Raw genomic sequence first — 14,786 nt, forward strand, 5'->3', positions numbered from 1 at the left:
TCTACTCGATGAATGCGTCTGCCGGAAGATTAAAGCGTTCTGCAAGCGCTTTAATATGGCTTACAGTCAGTGCTCTGCGACCATTTAAGATGTTGCTGACGTTCGATTTTGAACCGAGTTCGTTGGCAAGGTCTGCTGCTTTGAGACTGTATTGGTCCATGAGCGTACGCAATACTGAAACGCCAGAGGGTGTTTTCTCCAGGTGTTGGTTGAGTGCTTTGAATTCCGGCGCATGTTTTTCATATTTACTGATTCGGGCACAGAGCAATTCAAATAGTGGGTTTTCAAGATCGTCGTGGTCGACCAGATACTCCACTAGCGCAAGTGCCCTGCGATACTCAGTGTCATTTCGGTCTTCCCCCAACAGTGGGATGGTTTTTACCGCATCGCTGAAGGTATCAACAATCTTTTTTGCGCTGGCTGCATCCATATGACGATGCGTTCTCATTCTTTATTACCCCGATAATATGCTGTCAGTTTGTCATATTCGGCATGGGAAACGATATGTTTGACAAATATCTTATGTGACCTGAAATCTATGTAGGAGATGAGTCTTAGGCTGTTACCAGAAACATCAATCACCCACCATTTATCTCTGTACTTAAAATTATCCAGTGAAGGAATATACTGCTTCATCTCTTCAGGCTGAATGAATGTTTTTTTCTCCAAAACATTCAGTAAATCAGCGAGAGCAAGCTGATGATTTGGATACATGAGCATTGCCTCGTTAAAAGGTTTTCGGCTGATAACATGCACGGTGTAGTTCCATTACAAGGTTTTCAACCTGTAAACAAAATAACGCAACGCAATTAAGTTTACAAGATGAAAACACTATATTAATTAAGCATGTCTTACTGCTGTAGAATTTATGGCGCGCCAGGCAACATCCCGCATTGCGCTTCGTGCCGCCTGACTCACCCCTGCTAGCTGGAAAAATCCGTGGATAACACCGAGATAGCGTTGGCAGGTGCAATCCACGCCCTGCTCCTGGAACCGTTGATACAGGGCCTCACCTTCATCTCGCAGTGGGTCTAATTCAGCTGTAATGATGTGCGTGGGCGGTAAACCGTTGAAGTCTTCGCGCCAGAGCTGGCTGGCTTCGGGATGCAATGGATCGGTTTGCGGCATATACATCTCGTAGCCCGACAGGAGTGTGTCGCGGGTGATAATGTAATCCTGTCCATTATGGTCATAGCTCGCAAAGCTGGCGGTTGCATCCAGCATCGGGTAGATCAGCATAAGCTGCGCAGGTTGCCATTGCCTGGTAGCTTTCAGGCGTAGTGCGGTGACCAGCGCCAGATGCCCGCCAGCGCTATCGCCAGCCAGCGTAATGTTGTCCCGGTCTACTCCCAGTTTCTTGGCATACTTCCAGATAATATTGGCCCCCGATTCAGCATCGTTATGTGCTGCCGGGAAGATGTGCTCTGGTGCGAGGCGATACTGCACCGCAATGACCCGACAGCCGCTGTACCAGGCGAGTTGCCTTAGCTGGTTATCATGAGTGGTAAATCCGCCGCTGACAAAGCAGCCGCCGTGATAATAGATAACGCAGGGGAGATTTCCCGTGCTGCCCCGCGGCGAAACTACGCGAAACATCATGGCATCGAGTTCAATATCTTCAACTTGTACGCGGGTTTCAGTGTCTCCGGCCAGGACCGTGCTGGCGATATAGCCTGCTCTCCGGTCATCAATATTCTGCTCGCGCGAAGAAGGGCGTCCCGCCACGATAAATGCTTCAACCAGCTGTGCAATCCCGCTTTCCAGTGCCATTTTCACATCTTCTTATCTGTATGGATATACAGGGTTATAACCTGGATAACTAAGAATGAAAATGGGAAAAATGGGGGTGGTTATGATTCTGGAAAGTGGCTCGCAAAAGTAAAAATCGTTCGTGTGAAGGCTACTTTCCCGCTTTTCTCAGGTGTATGTTGTGTGGAAATTAATCGCCGATGATATACTGAAGGTATATGTTAGTATGATGGTTGGGATGGATATGGGCAGAATTTTACTCGATTTATCAGATGAGGTGATTAAACGTCTTGATGACCTCAAGGTTCAGCGCAATCTGCCGCGAGCAGAACTCTTACGGGAGGCCGTTGAACAGTATCTTGAGAGGCAGGATCAGGCTGAAACAACAATTTCACGCGCTCTTGGGCTGTGGCAAGGCTGTGAGGAAGATGGTGTTGAATACCAGCGTAAACTCCGTGAGGAATGGTAATGGTCAAAGGATCAGCGCTTTTTGATACCAACATCCTCATCGATCTGTTTAGCGGTAGAAATGAAGCAAAACTAGCGATAGAAACATGGCCGCCGCAGAATGCAATCAGCCTCATTACATGGATGGAGGTGATGGTGGGCGCAAAAAAATACCATCAGGAAGCCCGTACTCGCGTTGCGCTAGGCGCTTTTAACGTGATCGGCGTTTCACAGGATATTGCTGAACGAAGCGTGAGTATCAGGCAGGAGCATGGGATGAAATTGCCGGATGCCATTATTTTGGCCACTGCGCAGATTCATCGTCTTACACTGGTTACGCGAAATACCAAGGATTTTGCAGGCATATCAGGCGTGGTCACGCCGTATACGTTATAACCCGGGCGACTTACGCCGCCCGGTGGTGCGGAGTACTTACTCCCCTTCACCTGGGAACAGGAACGGGTTGATGGAGCTGCGGGCAAAGCCCTCTTGCTCCATGTGCGCGTCCAGCATCAGTGAAGCGAGATCGTCAGCCACGGCTTCAACTTTAGGGTCCTTTTCCTGATAGAGAATCTTCAGGTAAGTCCCACAGTCGCCGCAGCTTTCAGCTTTAATTGCCGCCTGTTCGTTATCCAGCGACCAGTAGTTCAAATCACGGCTTTGCTCGCAGTTGCTGCATTTCACGCGTACCACGTGCCACTCGGTTTCGCACAGGTTGCAGTGCAGATAGCGCAGCCCCTGAGTGGTACCGATTTGCACCATGCTGGAGACCGGCATTGAACCACACACCGGGCAGTACTGACGCTGTTCGCCGTATTCTGCACGGGCTTTGCCGGGGATCAGGCTTGCCATCTGCGCCCAGTAGAGCGACAGGGCAGCCCAAATAAACGGTGCTTTATCGCTGCTGACGGAGGCGAAATCAGAGGCAAACAGCGCGCTGGCCATCAGCTCCAGTTCCTGTTCTGAGGCTTTTTCCAGATTTTCGATCACGGCAAGCGCAGGACCGCTCATTTCTGGTTTCAGCTCAGCAATTAACGACTGCAGCAGTTTTTGCCAGTGCTTGTCGCGCGGCAGGACGTGGATATCCAGCGGCGGTTTGCCCTGATCGTTCGCTTCTTTGATGCGAGCGGTCAGATCCATCTGCAGCGGATGGTCGTACAACACCACTTCCTGCGCGTGGGCAATCAGCGCGGCAAAGCGCAGGTAGTCGCCCAGCGGGTTGTTCTCGGCCAGCTCGCGCAGGCGCTCAGCGCGGCGGTTATACAAATTTTTGAGTCTGGGGAATAATAACGGCGGAATCATATCCGCCGTGCGTTTCTCGCTCTTCTCCAGCTCATCTTGCGGGATTATGCGAATACTCATTCAGATGACTTTTCCTGTTTCTGGCGGACTTCACGGTACCAGCGTGGGTGATGTTTCTTCGCCCATGAACTGGTAACCCATCCTTCCACCATCGCGGTAATGGTGCCTTTCACCCAAAGGGCGGCGTAAATGTGCACCATGATAACCACAATTAACGCTACTGCGGCAAATGAATGCAGCATTAACGCGAATCGGATCACCGGGATTGAGAAAGCAGGCGCAAAATACGGACGCCAGATGACCACTCCGCTCACCAGCAACAGGACCAGGAAGATAATCGCCGCCCAGAATACGCATTTCTGGCCGAAGTTATAACGTCCCGTGTCACCTACTTCCTCGTTGACGACAATCTTACGAATATTCTTCGCCCAAAAGATATCATCCCGATTGATTAGATTGTGGTGCCAGTAACGGAAAAACATGATGATAAACGAGGCAAACATGATCACGCCGACAAACGGGTGCACAATTCGCGCCAGTTGTGGAGTGCCCATGATGTGCATCAGCCAGTTAAAAGACGGGAAGAGAAAGCCCATCCCGCTCACCGCCGCCAGAATGAAGCAGAAGGCGGTGATCCAGTGGTTGATGCGTTCCGGCGCCGTGTAGCGCACGATGGTGTCACGTCGTTTCATTTGCGCACCTCGTCGTCTTTTTCATGCAGATTGTCTTCTTCTTCTTCCGCACGGTTCGGGCCTACGCCGACGTAGTGGAAGATGCTGGCCGCAAATGTCGCTGCAAAGCCGACGGCTGCGAGGGGTTTCCAGATGCCTTTCCAGAACTTAACGGTTGCGCTGATCTCCGGGTTCTCCGGCAGGCCGTGATACAGATTCGGTTTGTCCGCATGGTGCAATACGTACATTACGTGCGTACCGCCAACACCCGCCGGATCGTACAGACCCGCGTTTTCGTAACCACGCGTTTTCAGCTCCGCCACGCGCTCGCCTGCCAGGGTTTTCATCGACTCTTTGGTGCCGAAATGAATGGCGCCGGTTGGACAGGTTTTCACGCAGGCCGGTTCTTGCCCGACCACAACACGGTCAACGCACAGCGTACATTTGTAGACGCGGTTGTCTTCCGGATTGAGGCGCGGCACGTCGAACGGGCAGCCCGCGATGCAGTAGCCACAGCCGATACACTGCTCAGACTGGAAGTCGACAATACCGTTGGCATACTGAATGATTGCGCCTTCAGCCGGACACGCCTTCAGGCAGCCCGGATCGGCGCAGTGCATACAGCCATCCTTGCGGATAAGCCATTCCAGTTTGTCGTTTTGTTCCACTTCCGAGAAGCGCATCACCGTCCAGGATTTGGCGGTCAAATCGGCCGGGTTGTCGTACACCCCAACGTTGTTGCCCACTTCATCACGGATGTCGTTCCATTCAGAACACGCCACCTGACACGCTTTACAGCCGATACAGGTGGTGACGTCGATAAGCTTCGCCACTTCTTCCTGATGGTCCCGCGCCTGAGGCGCGGGGGTGAAACCGTTAGTGGCGGAACGACGAATGATGTCTTGCGATTGATAAGCCATAGGTCGTCTCCGTTACACCTTTTCCACGTTCACGAGGAAGGACTTAAATTCCGGCGTCTGCGTGTTCGCATCACCGACGAATGGCGTTAACGTGTTAGCGATAAAGCCTTTTTTCGCCACACCTTCGTAGCCCCAGTGAATCGGAATACCGATAGTGTCGATATCTTTACCGTTAGCCTTCAGCGTGCGAATACGTTTGGTCACCACAGCCTTGGCCTTAATGTAGCCGCGATTAGAGGAGACTTTGACGGTATCGCCGTGGGAGATACCGAGCTTATTCGCCAGCTTCTCGCCAATTTCCACAAACTGTTCCGGCTGAGCGATGGCATTCAGCAGCGCATGCTTGGTCCAGTAGTGGAAGTGCTCGGTCAGACGGTAGGTTGTACCGACGTACGGGAACTTATCTGCTTTACCCAGTGCTTCTTCGTCACCTTTAAAGATGCGCGCGGCAGGGTTAGAGATAACGTTCGGGTGCAGCGGGTTAGTCCCCAGCGGTGTTTCAAACGGCTCGTAGTGTTCCGGGAACGGACCTTCCGCCATCTTATCGATAGCAAACAGGCGTCCCATCCCTTCCGGCTGCATGATGAACGGCCCTACGTTGCTGCCAGGTGCGGCAGCACTGTAGTCCGGAATATCCATCCCGCTCCACTTCGCCCCATCCCATTTCAGGATCTGACGTTTTGGATCCCACGGATTCCCCTGCGGATCAGCGGAGGCGCGGTTATACAGAATGCGTCGGTTAAGCGGCCACGCCCAGGCCCAGCCCAGCGTATTACCAAGGCCTGACGGGTCGGCGTTATCGCGACGTGCCATCTGGTTGCCTTCCGGCGTCCAGCTACCGGCAAAAATCCAGCAGCCGCTGGAGGTCGTGCCGTCGTCACGCAGTTGGGCGAACGAGCTAAGCTGTTGGCCTTTCTTGACGATAACCGCACCGGTTGCCGGGTCGGTAATGTCGGCCAGCGCTTTACCGTTGCTCTCCATCGCCACTTCTTCCGAAGCCGGTTCGTGCGGGGTGGAGTAGTTCCAGGTCATGCTCAGCACCTGTTCCGGGTTTGCGCCACCTTGCTCGGCATACATCTTGCGCAGACGCAGGAAGATACCGGCGAGGATTTCGCCATCGGTAACGGCAATCCCCGGGGCATCCGCGCCTTTCCAGTGCCACTGCAGCCAGCGACCGGAGTTAACGATAGAACCGTTCTCTTCAGCGAAGCAGGTGGACGGCAGACGGAATACTTCGGTCTGGATTTTCGACGGATCAACATCGTTTGACTCACCGTGGTTCTGCCAGAAGGTGGAGGTCTCGGTGTTGAGCGGGTCGATAGTGACCAGGAACTTCAGTTTGGACAGTGAAGCCACAACTTTGTTTTTGTTCGGGAATGACGCGACCGGGTTAAAGCCCTGGCAGATATAGCCATTCACTTTGCCCTGGTTCATCATCTCGAAGTATTGCAGGACGTCGTACCCTTTATCCCACTTCGGCAGCCAGTCGAAGCCCCAGCTGTTTTCCGCTGTCGCTTTATCGCCAAAGAAAGCTTTCATCATCGAAACGAAGAATTTCGGGTAGTTGCCCCAGTAGTTCACCTGACCTTCCAGCAACGGTTTTGGCGTGTTGGCGGCAAGGTAGGTTTGCAGGTCAGTCTGTTTCTCGCTTGGCAGCGTCATATAGCCTGGCAGGCTTTGTGACAGCAGGCCTAAGTCGGTCAGGCCCTGAATGTTGGAGTGACCGCGCAGGGCGTTAACACCGCCGCCTGCCATCCCCATGTTGCCAAGCAGCAACTGGATCATCGCCATGGTACGGATGTTCTGCGCACCTACGGAGTGTTGCGTCCAGCCCAGGGCGTACAGGAACGACGCGGTTTTATCTTTGGCGCTGGTTTCTGCGATGTACTCACAGACCTTCAGGAAGTCGGCCTTTGGCGTACCGCAGATGTTTTCTACGACGTCCGGCGTGTAGCGGGAGACGTGCTGTTTCAGCAGGTTCCACACGCAGCGAGGATGTTGCAGTGTGACGTCGCGTTTGGCGAAGCCTTTTTCATCCAGCTCGTAGTTCCAACTGGTTTTGTCATACTTGCGTTTGTCCGCGTCGTAGCCGGTGAACAGGCCATCTTCGAAACCGTAATCCTCACGCACGATCAGGCTGGCGTTGGTATAGGCCTCAGTGTATTCGCGGTTGAATTTTTCGTTGTTCAGCAGGTACAGCAAAACGCCTGACAGGAAAGCAATGTCAGTACCGGAACGAATTGGCGCATAGAAATCAGCCACCGCAGCGGTTCGCGTAAAGCGTGGATCGATAACAATCAGCTTCGCGCCGTTGTGAATTTTGGCTTCCATCGCCCAGCGGAATCCGACCGGGTGAGCTTCAGCGGCGTTACCGCCCATCACCACGACGAGGTTGGCGTTTTTAATGTCGACCCAGTGGTTGGTCATCGCACCGCGACCAAATGTTGGAGCAAGACTTGCTACCGTTGGTCCGTGTCAGACGCGTGCCTGGTTGTCGACCGCGAGCATACCGAGCGCGCGGGAGAATTTTTGCGTTAAATAGCCGGTTTCGTTACTGGAAGCGGAAGCACACAGCATTCCGGTGGAAAGCCAGCGGTTAACGGTTACGCCTTCAGCGTTTTGTGCAACGTAGTTAGCGTCGCGGTCTTCTTTCATCAGCTTAGCGATGCGGTCAAATGCCTCATCCCAGCTAATCTGTTGCCACTTATCTGAGCCTGGTGCGCGATATTCCGGGAATTTCAGGCGGCTTTCGGAGTGGATGAAGTCCACAAGTCCTGCCCCTTTCGGGCACAGCGCGCCACGGTTCACCGGGTGATCCGGGTCCCCTTCGATATGGAAGATGGATGCTTTGGCGTTTTTTGCGCCGTCACCGAGGCTGTACATTAACAGTCCACAGCCAACGGAACAGTAAGTGCAGGTGTTACGGGTTTCGCGGGTGCGCAGCAGTTTATATTGCCGTGTTTCCGCGAGCGCTACGCCGGGTGCAAAGCCCAGTGCCGCTGCCGTGGTGCCTGCCATACCGCCAGCGCAGATCTTAAAGAACTGCCTTCTGCTGACCTGCATGGTTCGCTCCTTGTTTCGACATTGTCACGTTCCCTTCGCTTTTCTGTAACGCGAACGCGAGGGAAGTGGTTGTTATTTTTCTTTGCGGACGGGACCGCAAAGGTCCAGAATTGGGTGAATTTCCCTCCGTCCAGGAGGGATTTGTAAAGAATACCACAATGTTGGTATGCGTGTTCCAATATGGTTAAAAGAAAGTGAATAAGATTATTCAAGAAAACATCAAGAATGTGACATCTCTGACAGGATCGCGCCAGTTGACCCTCTGGAAGCGCGAGGATTTGCAACATCCTCAGCCTGATGAGGTAGCTGAAGAAGTGCCTGTTGCGCTGGTATACAACGGGATTTCACACGTGGTGATGATGGCATCACCGAAAGATCTTGAGCATTTCGCGATAGGTTTTTCACTTTCTGAGGGCATCATTGAGTCCCCACAAGATATTTACGCGATGGACGTAGTGCCTTCCTGCAACGGATTGGAAGTGCAGGTTGAGTTGTCCAGCCGTCGCTTTATGGGGCTGAAGGAGCGTCGTCGCGCGCTGGCCGGTCGCACCGGTTGCGGCGTTTGTGGCGTGGAGCAGCTCAATGACATTGGCAAGCCGGTCCAGCCGCTGCCGTTTACCCAGACATTCGATCTGGCGAATCTTGATAACGCTTTACGACATCTCAACGATTTTCAACCCGTGGGGCAACTGACAGGCTGCACGCACGCGGCTGCCTGGGTACAGCCGTCAGGTCATCTGGCGGGCGGGCATGAAGATGTTGGACGTCATGTTGCGTTGGATAAACTGCTGGGACGACGTGCAATCGAAGGGGAAACCTGGCAACAGGGCGCGGTATTAGTCTCCAGCCGCGCCAGTTATGAGATGGTGCAGAAGTCGGCGATGTGCGGTGTGGAGATCCTGTTTGCTGTTTCTGCGGCGACAACGCTCGCCGTGGAAGTTGCCGAACGTTGTAACCTGACGCTGGTGGGTTTTTGCAAACCGGGCAGGGCGACGATCTATACGCATCCGCAACGTCTGGTCGCACAGTGACGCCACCAGGCGGCCAGAATACTGCCGGAAAATGCCAGTTCCATGATTACGGCAACTGGCGAGCCAACAATCACATTGTTCAGCAGCCAACACAGGCTGCCACAAAAGGTGTATCCCCGTAATTTTCCGCTGCGTTTTTGAAATGACGCAAATGTCATCAGCAGGCTTCCCATCAGCGGCAAAATACTCGACAGATTTTGCCAAAGATAAATGCTACACAGCAGCGACCCCAGCATAAATCCCCACATCACCCAGCGGTGAAAAGTGACGATGGCCGTCGCATAGCGGCATGCGGCAATGATCATTAACCCAGCCGCAGCGTGTTGATCCAAAAGATAGAAATGGATAGCTAACAGAGACGTAGAACTGGTGAGCAGCGTTAAAGTGATAGCCCGGCGTTGAAAATGAAAAGCGGAAATATCCAGTAAGAAGCTGATGCCAGCCAGCATCTGAGAAAGAAGAAATGCGTTCATTGTGGTCGCCATCTATTAAAGAGTGACGGGACAATAATCGACGCATCACCGTAAGGCGTTAACCTTTGTTAAGACGTTGGCGAATACGGGACAGGCTAACGGGGGTAATGCCGATATAGCTGGCAAGATCGCGCTGGGTGAGCTGTGACTCCCAGTCCGGGAAGTGTGTTTGTACGTACTGATAGCGTTGCTCTGGGGTATTGAGCAGCAGCATTTGCTCTTTTTTCTCTTTGTAGATCAATTGCTGGACCAGTAGCTGAGTCTTAATATCCTGATTTTCCGGTGCATCCAGCAAAGCCAAGGGGATTTCAGTGGTTTCTCCAGCGGCGATCATTTGCAGGCTGTAATCGGCAGGTGTGTTAGTTAGCCAGTTCAGGTACAGAAAGCAGTATTCCCCGGCAAAGTAGAACTCTTTAACCCTTTCAACGCCGTTGTCCGCGTGATAAACCGCACGAGCCACACCATGATGTAAAAGATGAATTTTACTTTGTAGTTCACCCTGACGAAGTAACCAACTACCCGCCGGTTGCGTTTTTCTACGGCTGCCAGCAAGCCATTGTGATTCCTGATTACGTAACATCTTATCTCTCAAATAATTTGAATAAGACTGGCAAATCCTTCCGCTTTCAGTTGTTCGGGTATCAGCCTATTATTTATCACATCAAGGCACGGTGCCTTACTCAAACAACTAAGTTAAAGGGTTTATATCATGAAAAGCATCAAAACTTTTGTCGCAGTTATCGCTCTGGCTACTTCTTTCGGTTCTTTCGCTGCTCAGACAGTGACCGCAACCGGTTCTACGCTGGAAAGCGCTGAAGCAAAAATCGCCGCTCAGGCTGAACGTGCGGGCGCCAGCGATTACAAAATCACTCAGGCATACACCGGTAACCGCGTGCACATGACCGCCGAACTGCTGAAATAAGATACCTTAGTACTGTCGAAAGAGCGCCCTTGAGGCGCTTTTTTAGTTTATACCCGCCATTCGCAGCAATGCGGTCACCACTGCAGCAGCGACGATCACCACGATTAGCGGCATCTTGCGCCAGGCGAGAAATACCGCAAAAGCCACGCCCAGCACGCGGGCCATGCCAGCGAAGTGTTCACCTTCGTAAAAGGTGGTCGCCAGTGCAACGGAGAACAGTAATACCGTTGCGGCGTCGGAAAGCAGCGCCTGCGAGCGTTCCGAGAACGCTAAACGGCTCCCAAGCTTCGCTCCTCCTAAACGCATTAAATATGTTCCCAGAGATAACATGGCGATACCGACGATAAACAGCGTCATGTTGCCCATTATTTTTTCCTCGTCAGTAAGCCAAACAGTGAGAGCAAAACAGGTAAACCGACCGGCGCAAAGGGGATGGCGGCAAGCGACAACCCGGCACCGCTACAGGCGCGAATCAGCGTGGTGCGATTTTTAAAGGCCGGGACCACTAAGGCTAATAAAATTGCAGGGAAGACGGCATCCAGACCGATGGTTTCCGGGGCGGGGAGCAGTTTGCCTACGCCCGCGCCGATCAGTGTGCCAACAGGCCAGAAAATTGCGACGCCCAGACCGCACAGCCAGAAGGCGGCTTTACGTTGTTCGGGCGTTTTTTGCGACAGGCCAAAGACTACGCTTTCGTCGTTCATGATATGACAGCCGAGGAAACTCGCAGCCCGGGAGCCCACCAGATCGCGCACCGTGACGCCAAACGGCACGTGTCGGGCGTTGACCAGTAAACCGGCAGCCGCCGCCGCCAGTGGGTTACCGCCGCTGGCGACGATACCGATAAACATAAACTCGGACGCACCCGCCAGTACCGTAATCGAAAGCACAAACGGTACCCACAGCGGGAAGCCGTAGGCCATCGCCAGCGAGCCGTATGACATGCCGACTACGCCGACGGCCAGACAGACCAAAAATATTGCTTTTATTGTGTCGCCTTTGAGACTGGAAAAATAATGTTTCATACCGTTTTAGCCATATCGAACGAATTTCCATTATAATGAACGCGACCAGTTAATATTACAAGTCGAACGATTCGTTCGATATAAAGAACATGGAGTCGTGAATGACCCAGCCCATCAGTATGATTGCGAAAAGCCTTGTGCGTGAACGTCAGCGCACCGGTTTGTCATTGGCAGAGATTGCCCGTCGCGCAGGGATTGCAAAATCGACACTCTCGCAATTGGAAGCGGGCAATGGCAATCCTAGCCTGGAAACGCTCTGGTCGCTGTGTGTGGCGTTAGATATTCCCTTTGCTCGCCTGCTGGAGCCGCAGGAACAAAAAACGCAGGTGATTCGTCGAGGAGAAGGGACAAAGGTGGTGGCCGAGCAGGCGCACTATCAGGCCATTTTACTGGCCGCCTGCCCGCCGGGGGCGCGGCGGGATATCTATCTGCTGCTGACGCAGCCGGGCGCGGATCGTATTTCACAGCCGCATCCACCGGGATCGGTTGAACACATCATCGTGACGCAGGGTAAGGCGATAGTAGGATTGACGGAAGCGCCGGAGGAGTTAGGCGAGGGGGACTATATTTGTTACCCCGCCGATCGGGCGCATATTTTTAAAGCGCTGGAGCCTGACACTCAGGCGATTCTGGTTTCTGAGCAGAACTAACTGTTCTGTTGCGTTGTGCCGGATGCGGCGCGTTAGCGCCTTATCCGGCCTACAAGTCTATTGCAAATAAAACACTTCTTTTAGCTCTGCGCTAACCGGGCTGTTGTCGGGGTTTGCTGGCATTACGTCACGCATATGCTTCCACCAACGTTGGCAAACGTCGGTGCTGGCAACGGCATTCCAGCGTTCTTCGGACTCAATCTCAACGGTGGCGAACAGCAGATTGCGCGCCTGATCGAGATAAATCGCGTAGTGATGGGCGCCGTGCTCTTTCAGCACCGCTTCCAGCTCTGGCCAGATGGGATTGTGCCGACGTTGATATTCAACGTGCGCGTCGGCATTCACCTGCATCACAAAGGCCTTGCGGATCATAACGCCTCCAGATACAGCTCGCGGACCTCGTCGCGGCTGGCGGTGCGAGGGTTGCATGGCGCACACGGATCGGCCAACGCTTTATCCAGCCAGCCTTCAATATCCTCTTTCGTCACGCCAAGGGAACTAAAGCCCGCAGGAATACCGACACGCTTGCTGAGTGCACGAATCGCGTTGATGGCCTCCATACTTGCCGCTTCATCGCTCATGTCACGGGTATCGATGCCCATTGCCTGCGCCACGCGGGCAAAGCGCGTCACGGCGTTCGGACGGTTAAAGTTTTCGATGACCGGCAGCAGGATGGCGTTGCAGACGCCGTGTGGCAGATTATGGGTTGCGCCCGGCTGGTGCGCCAGCGCATGCACCAGACCCAGACCAGCGCTGTTAAATGCCATCCCCGCCAGATACTGACCAAACGCCATTTGCTCACGAGCTTCGAGGTTATGACCGTCGTTGACCGCTTTTGGTAGCCACAGGTTGATCAGGCGAATCGCTTCCAGTGCGTTAGCGTCGGTGAGCGGATGTGCACCAACGGAAACATAGGCTTCCACCGCGTGGGTCAGGGCGTCCATACCGGTTGCGGCGGTGACGGAGGCCGGGATTTCCAGCATTACGCTGGCATCATCCACAGCGATATCCGGGATGATATTCGGGTCGATGATCACCTCTTTAACCTTACGGGCAGAGTCGATAATGACCGCGTTGCTGGTCATCTCTGCTGCCGTACCGGCGGTAGTGTTGATGGCGACCAGCGGGACGCCAGCATTTTTCACTTTGCCCACGCCGGAGTAAGCGGTAGAAGGGCCAGGGTTGGCTGTCAGGATTTTTACTGCTTTGGCGGTATCGATCGGGCTGCCGCCACCGAAGGCGATGATGTAGTCACATTCTGCGTTCTGATAGGCTGCAAAACCTTTCTGTACCAGCTCTTCTGTCGGGTTCGGGAATACTTCATCAAACAGGTGGTAAGACATTTGATGTTTATCCAGCGCGGCAAACAGGCTATCCAGCAGGCCCAGTTTTACCAATTGACCATCGGTGACGATCAGCGCTTTGCCCCATTGTTTATTCGCCACGAGATTCACCATATCGGCAATCGCGCCGGCGCCATGCAGGCTAATTTTTGGCAGTGCCAACATAAAACTCATCACTATTCTCCTTAATAATAAAATCCTGTAGGCCGGATAAGGCGAAGCCGCATCCGGCGTTGGTTGGGAGGTATCAGTACAGCTCTATGGCGCTTGCCAGCGGCGTAACACCAAAGCGTTTGCCAAGTGCGTCCAGCTCTTCACGTGAGATGGTCTGCTTCATACCGCCCATCGAAAAGATTTTGACCAGAACTTCGGCGGATTTCTCTGCGGTATCTATCAAACCGAACGCTTCGTCGAGGGTAGGTCCGCTTCCGAACACGCCGTGGAACGGCCAAAGTACCAGCGAGTGTTTCTGCATTTCCTCGGCGGTAGCCTGACCAATTTCATCTGTACCCGGCACCATCCACGGCAGAATGCCAACGCCATCCGGGAACACCACCAGGCACTCGGTGCTGCCTTCCCACAGCTTGCGGGTAATCAGCGCTGTGTTGTTTTCCAGTACGTAGGTCAGAGCGATCAGGTTGGTGGCATGGCAGTGCATGATCACGCGGTCTTTACCGTTCGTCGCTTTAATGCGTTCGCAGTGAGAGAGGAAGTGAGCCGGCAGCTCAGAGGTCGGCACGGCCTCGTGGGTCAGGCCCCAGAGAATGTGGTAGCCCGCACCGTCGCTGTCTATTTGTACCACGCCCAAGTTTGCCGCGGGATCGAGCTGGACGTTACGGAAAAACTTACCGGAACCGGTGACGATAAACGGTGTGTTTGCCAGCAGCGGCATCGGCTGACTTAGCGCAATATAGCGTGGTTTTTCGTGGAAATCGGCGCTAAACGGCGCGATATCTGCTTCATCAAGACGCAGCGTCAGGTTGCCGCCATTACGCTCGTCCCAGCCTTTCAGCCACGCATCAGAAGTGGCTTTGATCATCCCCTGGACGAACCAGGAAGTCGTAATTTTTTGCATGTTCGGTGTTCCTGTTTATTGCCCGAACGTTATCGGGTCTTACGTAGGCCGGATAAGCGAAGCGCCATCCGGCAATCGTGTTTCATTTATTGCCGGATGGCGACGTGGGGCGTCT

General features: G+C 53.5%; 19 protein-coding genes. 5 read left to right on the plus strand and 14 right to left on the minus strand.

Annotation, left to right across the window (positions count from 1 at the left end):
* Position 1: 1 nt before the first annotated feature.
* The 3 genes from OGX96_RS10450 to OGX96_RS10460 form a co-directional block, all read right to left on the minus strand.
* Positions 2-448, minus strand: a complete 447-nt coding sequence (locus tag OGX96_RS10450) for a helix-turn-helix domain-containing protein (RefSeq protein WP_048215203.1) — start codon at positions 446-448, stop codon at positions 2-4.
* On the minus strand, positions 445-756 hold the full coding sequence (locus tag OGX96_RS10455) for a type II toxin-antitoxin system HigB family toxin (protein ID WP_048215202.1): 312 nt from the start codon (positions 754-756) through the stop codon (positions 445-447). The genes OGX96_RS10450 and OGX96_RS10455 overlap by 4 nt, the downstream gene beginning before the upstream one ends.
* Positions 757-840: 84 nt before the next feature.
* A complete protein-coding gene (locus OGX96_RS10460; protein ID WP_286582967.1) occupies positions 841-1,770 on the minus strand; it encodes an alpha/beta hydrolase in 930 nt (309 codons plus the stop codon).
* A gap of 205 nt (positions 1,771-1,975) precedes the next feature.
* Between OGX96_RS10460 and OGX96_RS10465 the strand changes: the two genes are divergently transcribed.
* Positions 1,976-2,218 carry a ribbon-helix-helix domain-containing protein gene (locus OGX96_RS10465; protein WP_020996119.1) on the plus strand — a complete coding sequence of 81 codons (243 nt, stop codon included), beginning with the start codon at positions 1,976-1,978 and terminating at the stop codon, positions 2,216-2,218.
* Positions 2,218-2,592 carry a type II toxin-antitoxin system VapC family toxin gene (locus OGX96_RS10470; protein WP_020996118.1) on the plus strand — a complete coding sequence of 125 codons (375 nt, stop codon included), beginning with the start codon at positions 2,218-2,220 and terminating at the stop codon, positions 2,590-2,592. The genes OGX96_RS10465 and OGX96_RS10470 overlap by 1 nt, the downstream gene beginning before the upstream one ends.
* Positions 2,593-2,628: 36 nt before the next feature.
* Here OGX96_RS10470 and fdhE read toward each other — a convergent pair whose 3' ends face one another.
* The 4 genes from fdhE to fdnG are packed head-to-tail and all read right to left on the minus strand — an operon-like array spanning position 2,629 to position 8,152.
* The gene (fdhE, locus tag OGX96_RS10475) at positions 2,629-3,558 is read right to left on the minus strand and encodes a formate dehydrogenase accessory protein FdhE (protein ID WP_003028685.1); all 930 of its coding nucleotides are present in this window, start codon (positions 3,556-3,558) and stop codon (positions 2,629-2,631) included.
* Positions 3,555-4,190 (minus strand): formate dehydrogenase cytochrome b556 subunit, encoded by a 636-nt coding sequence (gene fdoI / locus OGX96_RS10480; protein WP_003028686.1) that lies wholly within the window; start codon positions 4,188-4,190, stop codon positions 3,555-3,557. Before fdoI ends, fdhE begins: the two co-directional genes overlap by 4 nt.
* The gene (gene fdoH / locus OGX96_RS10485) at positions 4,187-5,089 is read right to left on the minus strand and encodes a formate dehydrogenase O subunit beta (protein ID WP_003825273.1); all 903 of its coding nucleotides are present in this window, start codon (positions 5,087-5,089) and stop codon (positions 4,187-4,189) included. The genes fdoI and fdoH overlap by 4 nt, the downstream gene beginning before the upstream one ends.
* A 12-nt stretch (positions 5,090-5,101) precedes the next feature.
* Positions 5,102-8,152 carry a formate dehydrogenase-N subunit alpha gene (fdnG, locus tag OGX96_RS10490; RefSeq protein ID WP_100247862.1) on the minus strand — a complete coding sequence of 1,017 codons (3,051 nt, stop codon included), beginning with the start codon at positions 8,150-8,152 and terminating at the stop codon, positions 5,102-5,104.
* Positions 8,153-8,346: 194 nt separating this feature from the next.
* On the opposite strand from fdnG, the gene fdhD reads away from it, so the two are divergent.
* Positions 8,347-9,183 carry a formate dehydrogenase accessory sulfurtransferase FdhD gene (gene fdhD, locus OGX96_RS10495; protein ID WP_198802933.1) on the plus strand — a complete coding sequence of 279 codons (837 nt, stop codon included), beginning with the start codon at positions 8,347-8,349 and terminating at the stop codon, positions 9,181-9,183.
* On the opposite strand, the gene OGX96_RS10500 is transcribed toward fdhD, so the two are convergent.
* Positions 9,150-9,656 carry a YgjV family protein gene (locus OGX96_RS10500; protein WP_198802935.1) on the minus strand — a complete coding sequence of 169 codons (507 nt, stop codon included), beginning with the start codon at positions 9,654-9,656 and terminating at the stop codon, positions 9,150-9,152. The genes fdhD and OGX96_RS10500 overlap by 34 nt on opposite strands.
* A 58-nt stretch (positions 9,657-9,714) precedes the next feature.
* Positions 9,715-10,236, minus strand: a complete 522-nt coding sequence (locus tag OGX96_RS10505; protein WP_198802937.1) for a Crp/Fnr family transcriptional regulator — start codon at positions 10,234-10,236, stop codon at positions 9,715-9,717.
* Between the two features lie 129 nt (positions 10,237-10,365).
* Here OGX96_RS10505 and OGX96_RS10510 point away from each other — a divergent pair, with 129 nt between their 5' ends.
* Positions 10,366-10,578, plus strand: a complete 213-nt coding sequence (locus tag OGX96_RS10510; protein WP_003825262.1) for a YdgH/BhsA/McbA family protein — start codon at positions 10,366-10,368, stop codon at positions 10,576-10,578.
* A 42-nt stretch (positions 10,579-10,620) separates the two neighbouring features.
* Here the strand turns inward: OGX96_RS10510 and OGX96_RS10515 are convergent, their stop codons facing one another.
* Both OGX96_RS10515 and OGX96_RS10520 read right to left on the minus strand, forming a co-directional pair.
* A complete protein-coding gene (locus OGX96_RS10515; protein WP_003825260.1) occupies positions 10,621-10,944 on the minus strand; it encodes an AzlD domain-containing protein in 324 nt (107 codons plus the stop codon).
* Positions 10,944-11,603 carry an AzlC family ABC transporter permease gene (locus tag OGX96_RS10520; RefSeq protein WP_003825259.1) on the minus strand — a complete coding sequence of 220 codons (660 nt, stop codon included), beginning with the start codon at positions 11,601-11,603 and terminating at the stop codon, positions 10,944-10,946. The genes OGX96_RS10515 and OGX96_RS10520 overlap by 1 nt, the downstream gene beginning before the upstream one ends.
* Before the next feature lie 101 nt (positions 11,604-11,704).
* On the opposite strand from OGX96_RS10520, the gene OGX96_RS10525 reads away from it, so the two are divergent.
* Positions 11,705-12,253, plus strand: coding sequence for a helix-turn-helix domain-containing protein (locus OGX96_RS10525; protein WP_103015338.1), 549 nt, complete (start codon positions 11,705-11,707; stop codon positions 12,251-12,253).
* A gap of 57 nt (positions 12,254-12,310) precedes the next feature.
* On the opposite strand, the gene rhaM is transcribed toward OGX96_RS10525, so the two are convergent.
* The 3 genes from rhaM to rhaD form a co-directional block, all read right to left on the minus strand.
* Positions 12,311-12,625 carry an L-rhamnose mutarotase gene (rhaM, locus tag OGX96_RS10530; protein WP_003825253.1) on the minus strand — a complete coding sequence of 105 codons (315 nt, stop codon included), beginning with the start codon at positions 12,623-12,625 and terminating at the stop codon, positions 12,311-12,313.
* On the minus strand, positions 12,622-13,770 hold the full coding sequence (gene fucO, locus OGX96_RS10535) for a lactaldehyde reductase (protein WP_198802939.1): 1,149 nt from the start codon (positions 13,768-13,770) through the stop codon (positions 12,622-12,624). Before fucO ends, rhaM begins: the two co-directional genes overlap by 4 nt.
* Positions 13,771-13,843: 73 nt before the next feature.
* On the minus strand, positions 13,844-14,671 hold the full coding sequence (gene rhaD / locus OGX96_RS10540; protein ID WP_198802941.1) for a rhamnulose-1-phosphate aldolase: 828 nt from the start codon (positions 14,669-14,671) through the stop codon (positions 13,844-13,846).
* Positions 14,672-14,786 lie beyond the last annotated feature (115 nt).

The sequence above is a fragment of the Citrobacter sp. Cpo100 genome, from assembly GCF_030332595.1.
Taxonomy (GTDB): Bacteria; Pseudomonadota; Gammaproteobacteria; order Enterobacterales; family Enterobacteriaceae; genus Citrobacter; species Citrobacter portucalensis.

Coding starts and splice junctions, on each gene's coding strand:
- OGX96_RS10465 (WP_020996119.1), top strand. CDS start 1,976: ATGATGGTTGGGATGGATATGGGCAGAATTTTACTCGATTTATCAGAT.
- OGX96_RS10505 (WP_198802937.1), bottom strand. CDS start 10,236: ATGTTACGTAATCAGGAATCACAATGGCTTGCTGGCAGCCGTAGAAAA.
- OGX96_RS10525 (WP_103015338.1), top strand. CDS start 11,705: ATGACCCAGCCCATCAGTATGATTGCGAAAAGCCTTGTGCGTGAACGT.
- OGX96_RS10470 (WP_020996118.1), top strand. CDS start 2,218: ATGGTCAAAGGATCAGCGCTTTTTGATACCAACATCCTCATCGATCTG.
- fdoH (WP_003825273.1), bottom strand. CDS start 5,089: ATGGCTTATCAATCGCAAGACATCATTCGTCGTTCCGCCACTAACGGT.
- OGX96_RS10450 (WP_048215203.1), bottom strand. CDS start 448: ATGAGAACGCATCGTCATATGGATGCAGCCAGCGCAAAAAAGATTGTT.
- rhaM (WP_003825253.1), bottom strand. CDS start 12,625: ATGATCCGCAAGGCCTTTGTGATGCAGGTGAATGCCGACGCGCACGTT.
- OGX96_RS10500 (WP_198802935.1), bottom strand. CDS start 9,656: ATGAACGCATTTCTTCTTTCTCAGATGCTGGCTGGCATCAGCTTCTTA.
- rhaD (WP_198802941.1), bottom strand. CDS start 14,671: ATGCAAAAAATTACGACTTCCTGGTTCGTCCAGGGGATGATCAAAGCC.
- OGX96_RS10520 (WP_003825259.1), bottom strand. CDS start 11,603: ATGAAACATTATTTTTCCAGTCTCAAAGGCGACACAATAAAAGCAATA.
- OGX96_RS10510 (WP_003825262.1), top strand. CDS start 10,366: ATGAAAAGCATCAAAACTTTTGTCGCAGTTATCGCTCTGGCTACTTCT.
- fdoI (WP_003028686.1), bottom strand. CDS start 4,190: ATGAAACGACGTGACACCATCGTGCGCTACACGGCGCCGGAACGCATC.
- OGX96_RS10515 (WP_003825260.1), bottom strand. CDS start 10,944: ATGGGCAACATGACGCTGTTTATCGTCGGTATCGCCATGTTATCTCTG.
- OGX96_RS10460 (WP_286582967.1), bottom strand. CDS start 1,770: ATGGCACTGGAAAGCGGGATTGCACAGCTGGTTGAAGCATTTATCGTG.
- fucO (WP_198802939.1), bottom strand. CDS start 13,770: ATGAGTTTTATGTTGGCACTGCCAAAAATTAGCCTGCATGGCGCCGGC.
- fdhE (WP_003028685.1), bottom strand. CDS start 3,558: ATGAGTATTCGCATAATCCCGCAAGATGAGCTGGAGAAGAGCGAGAAA.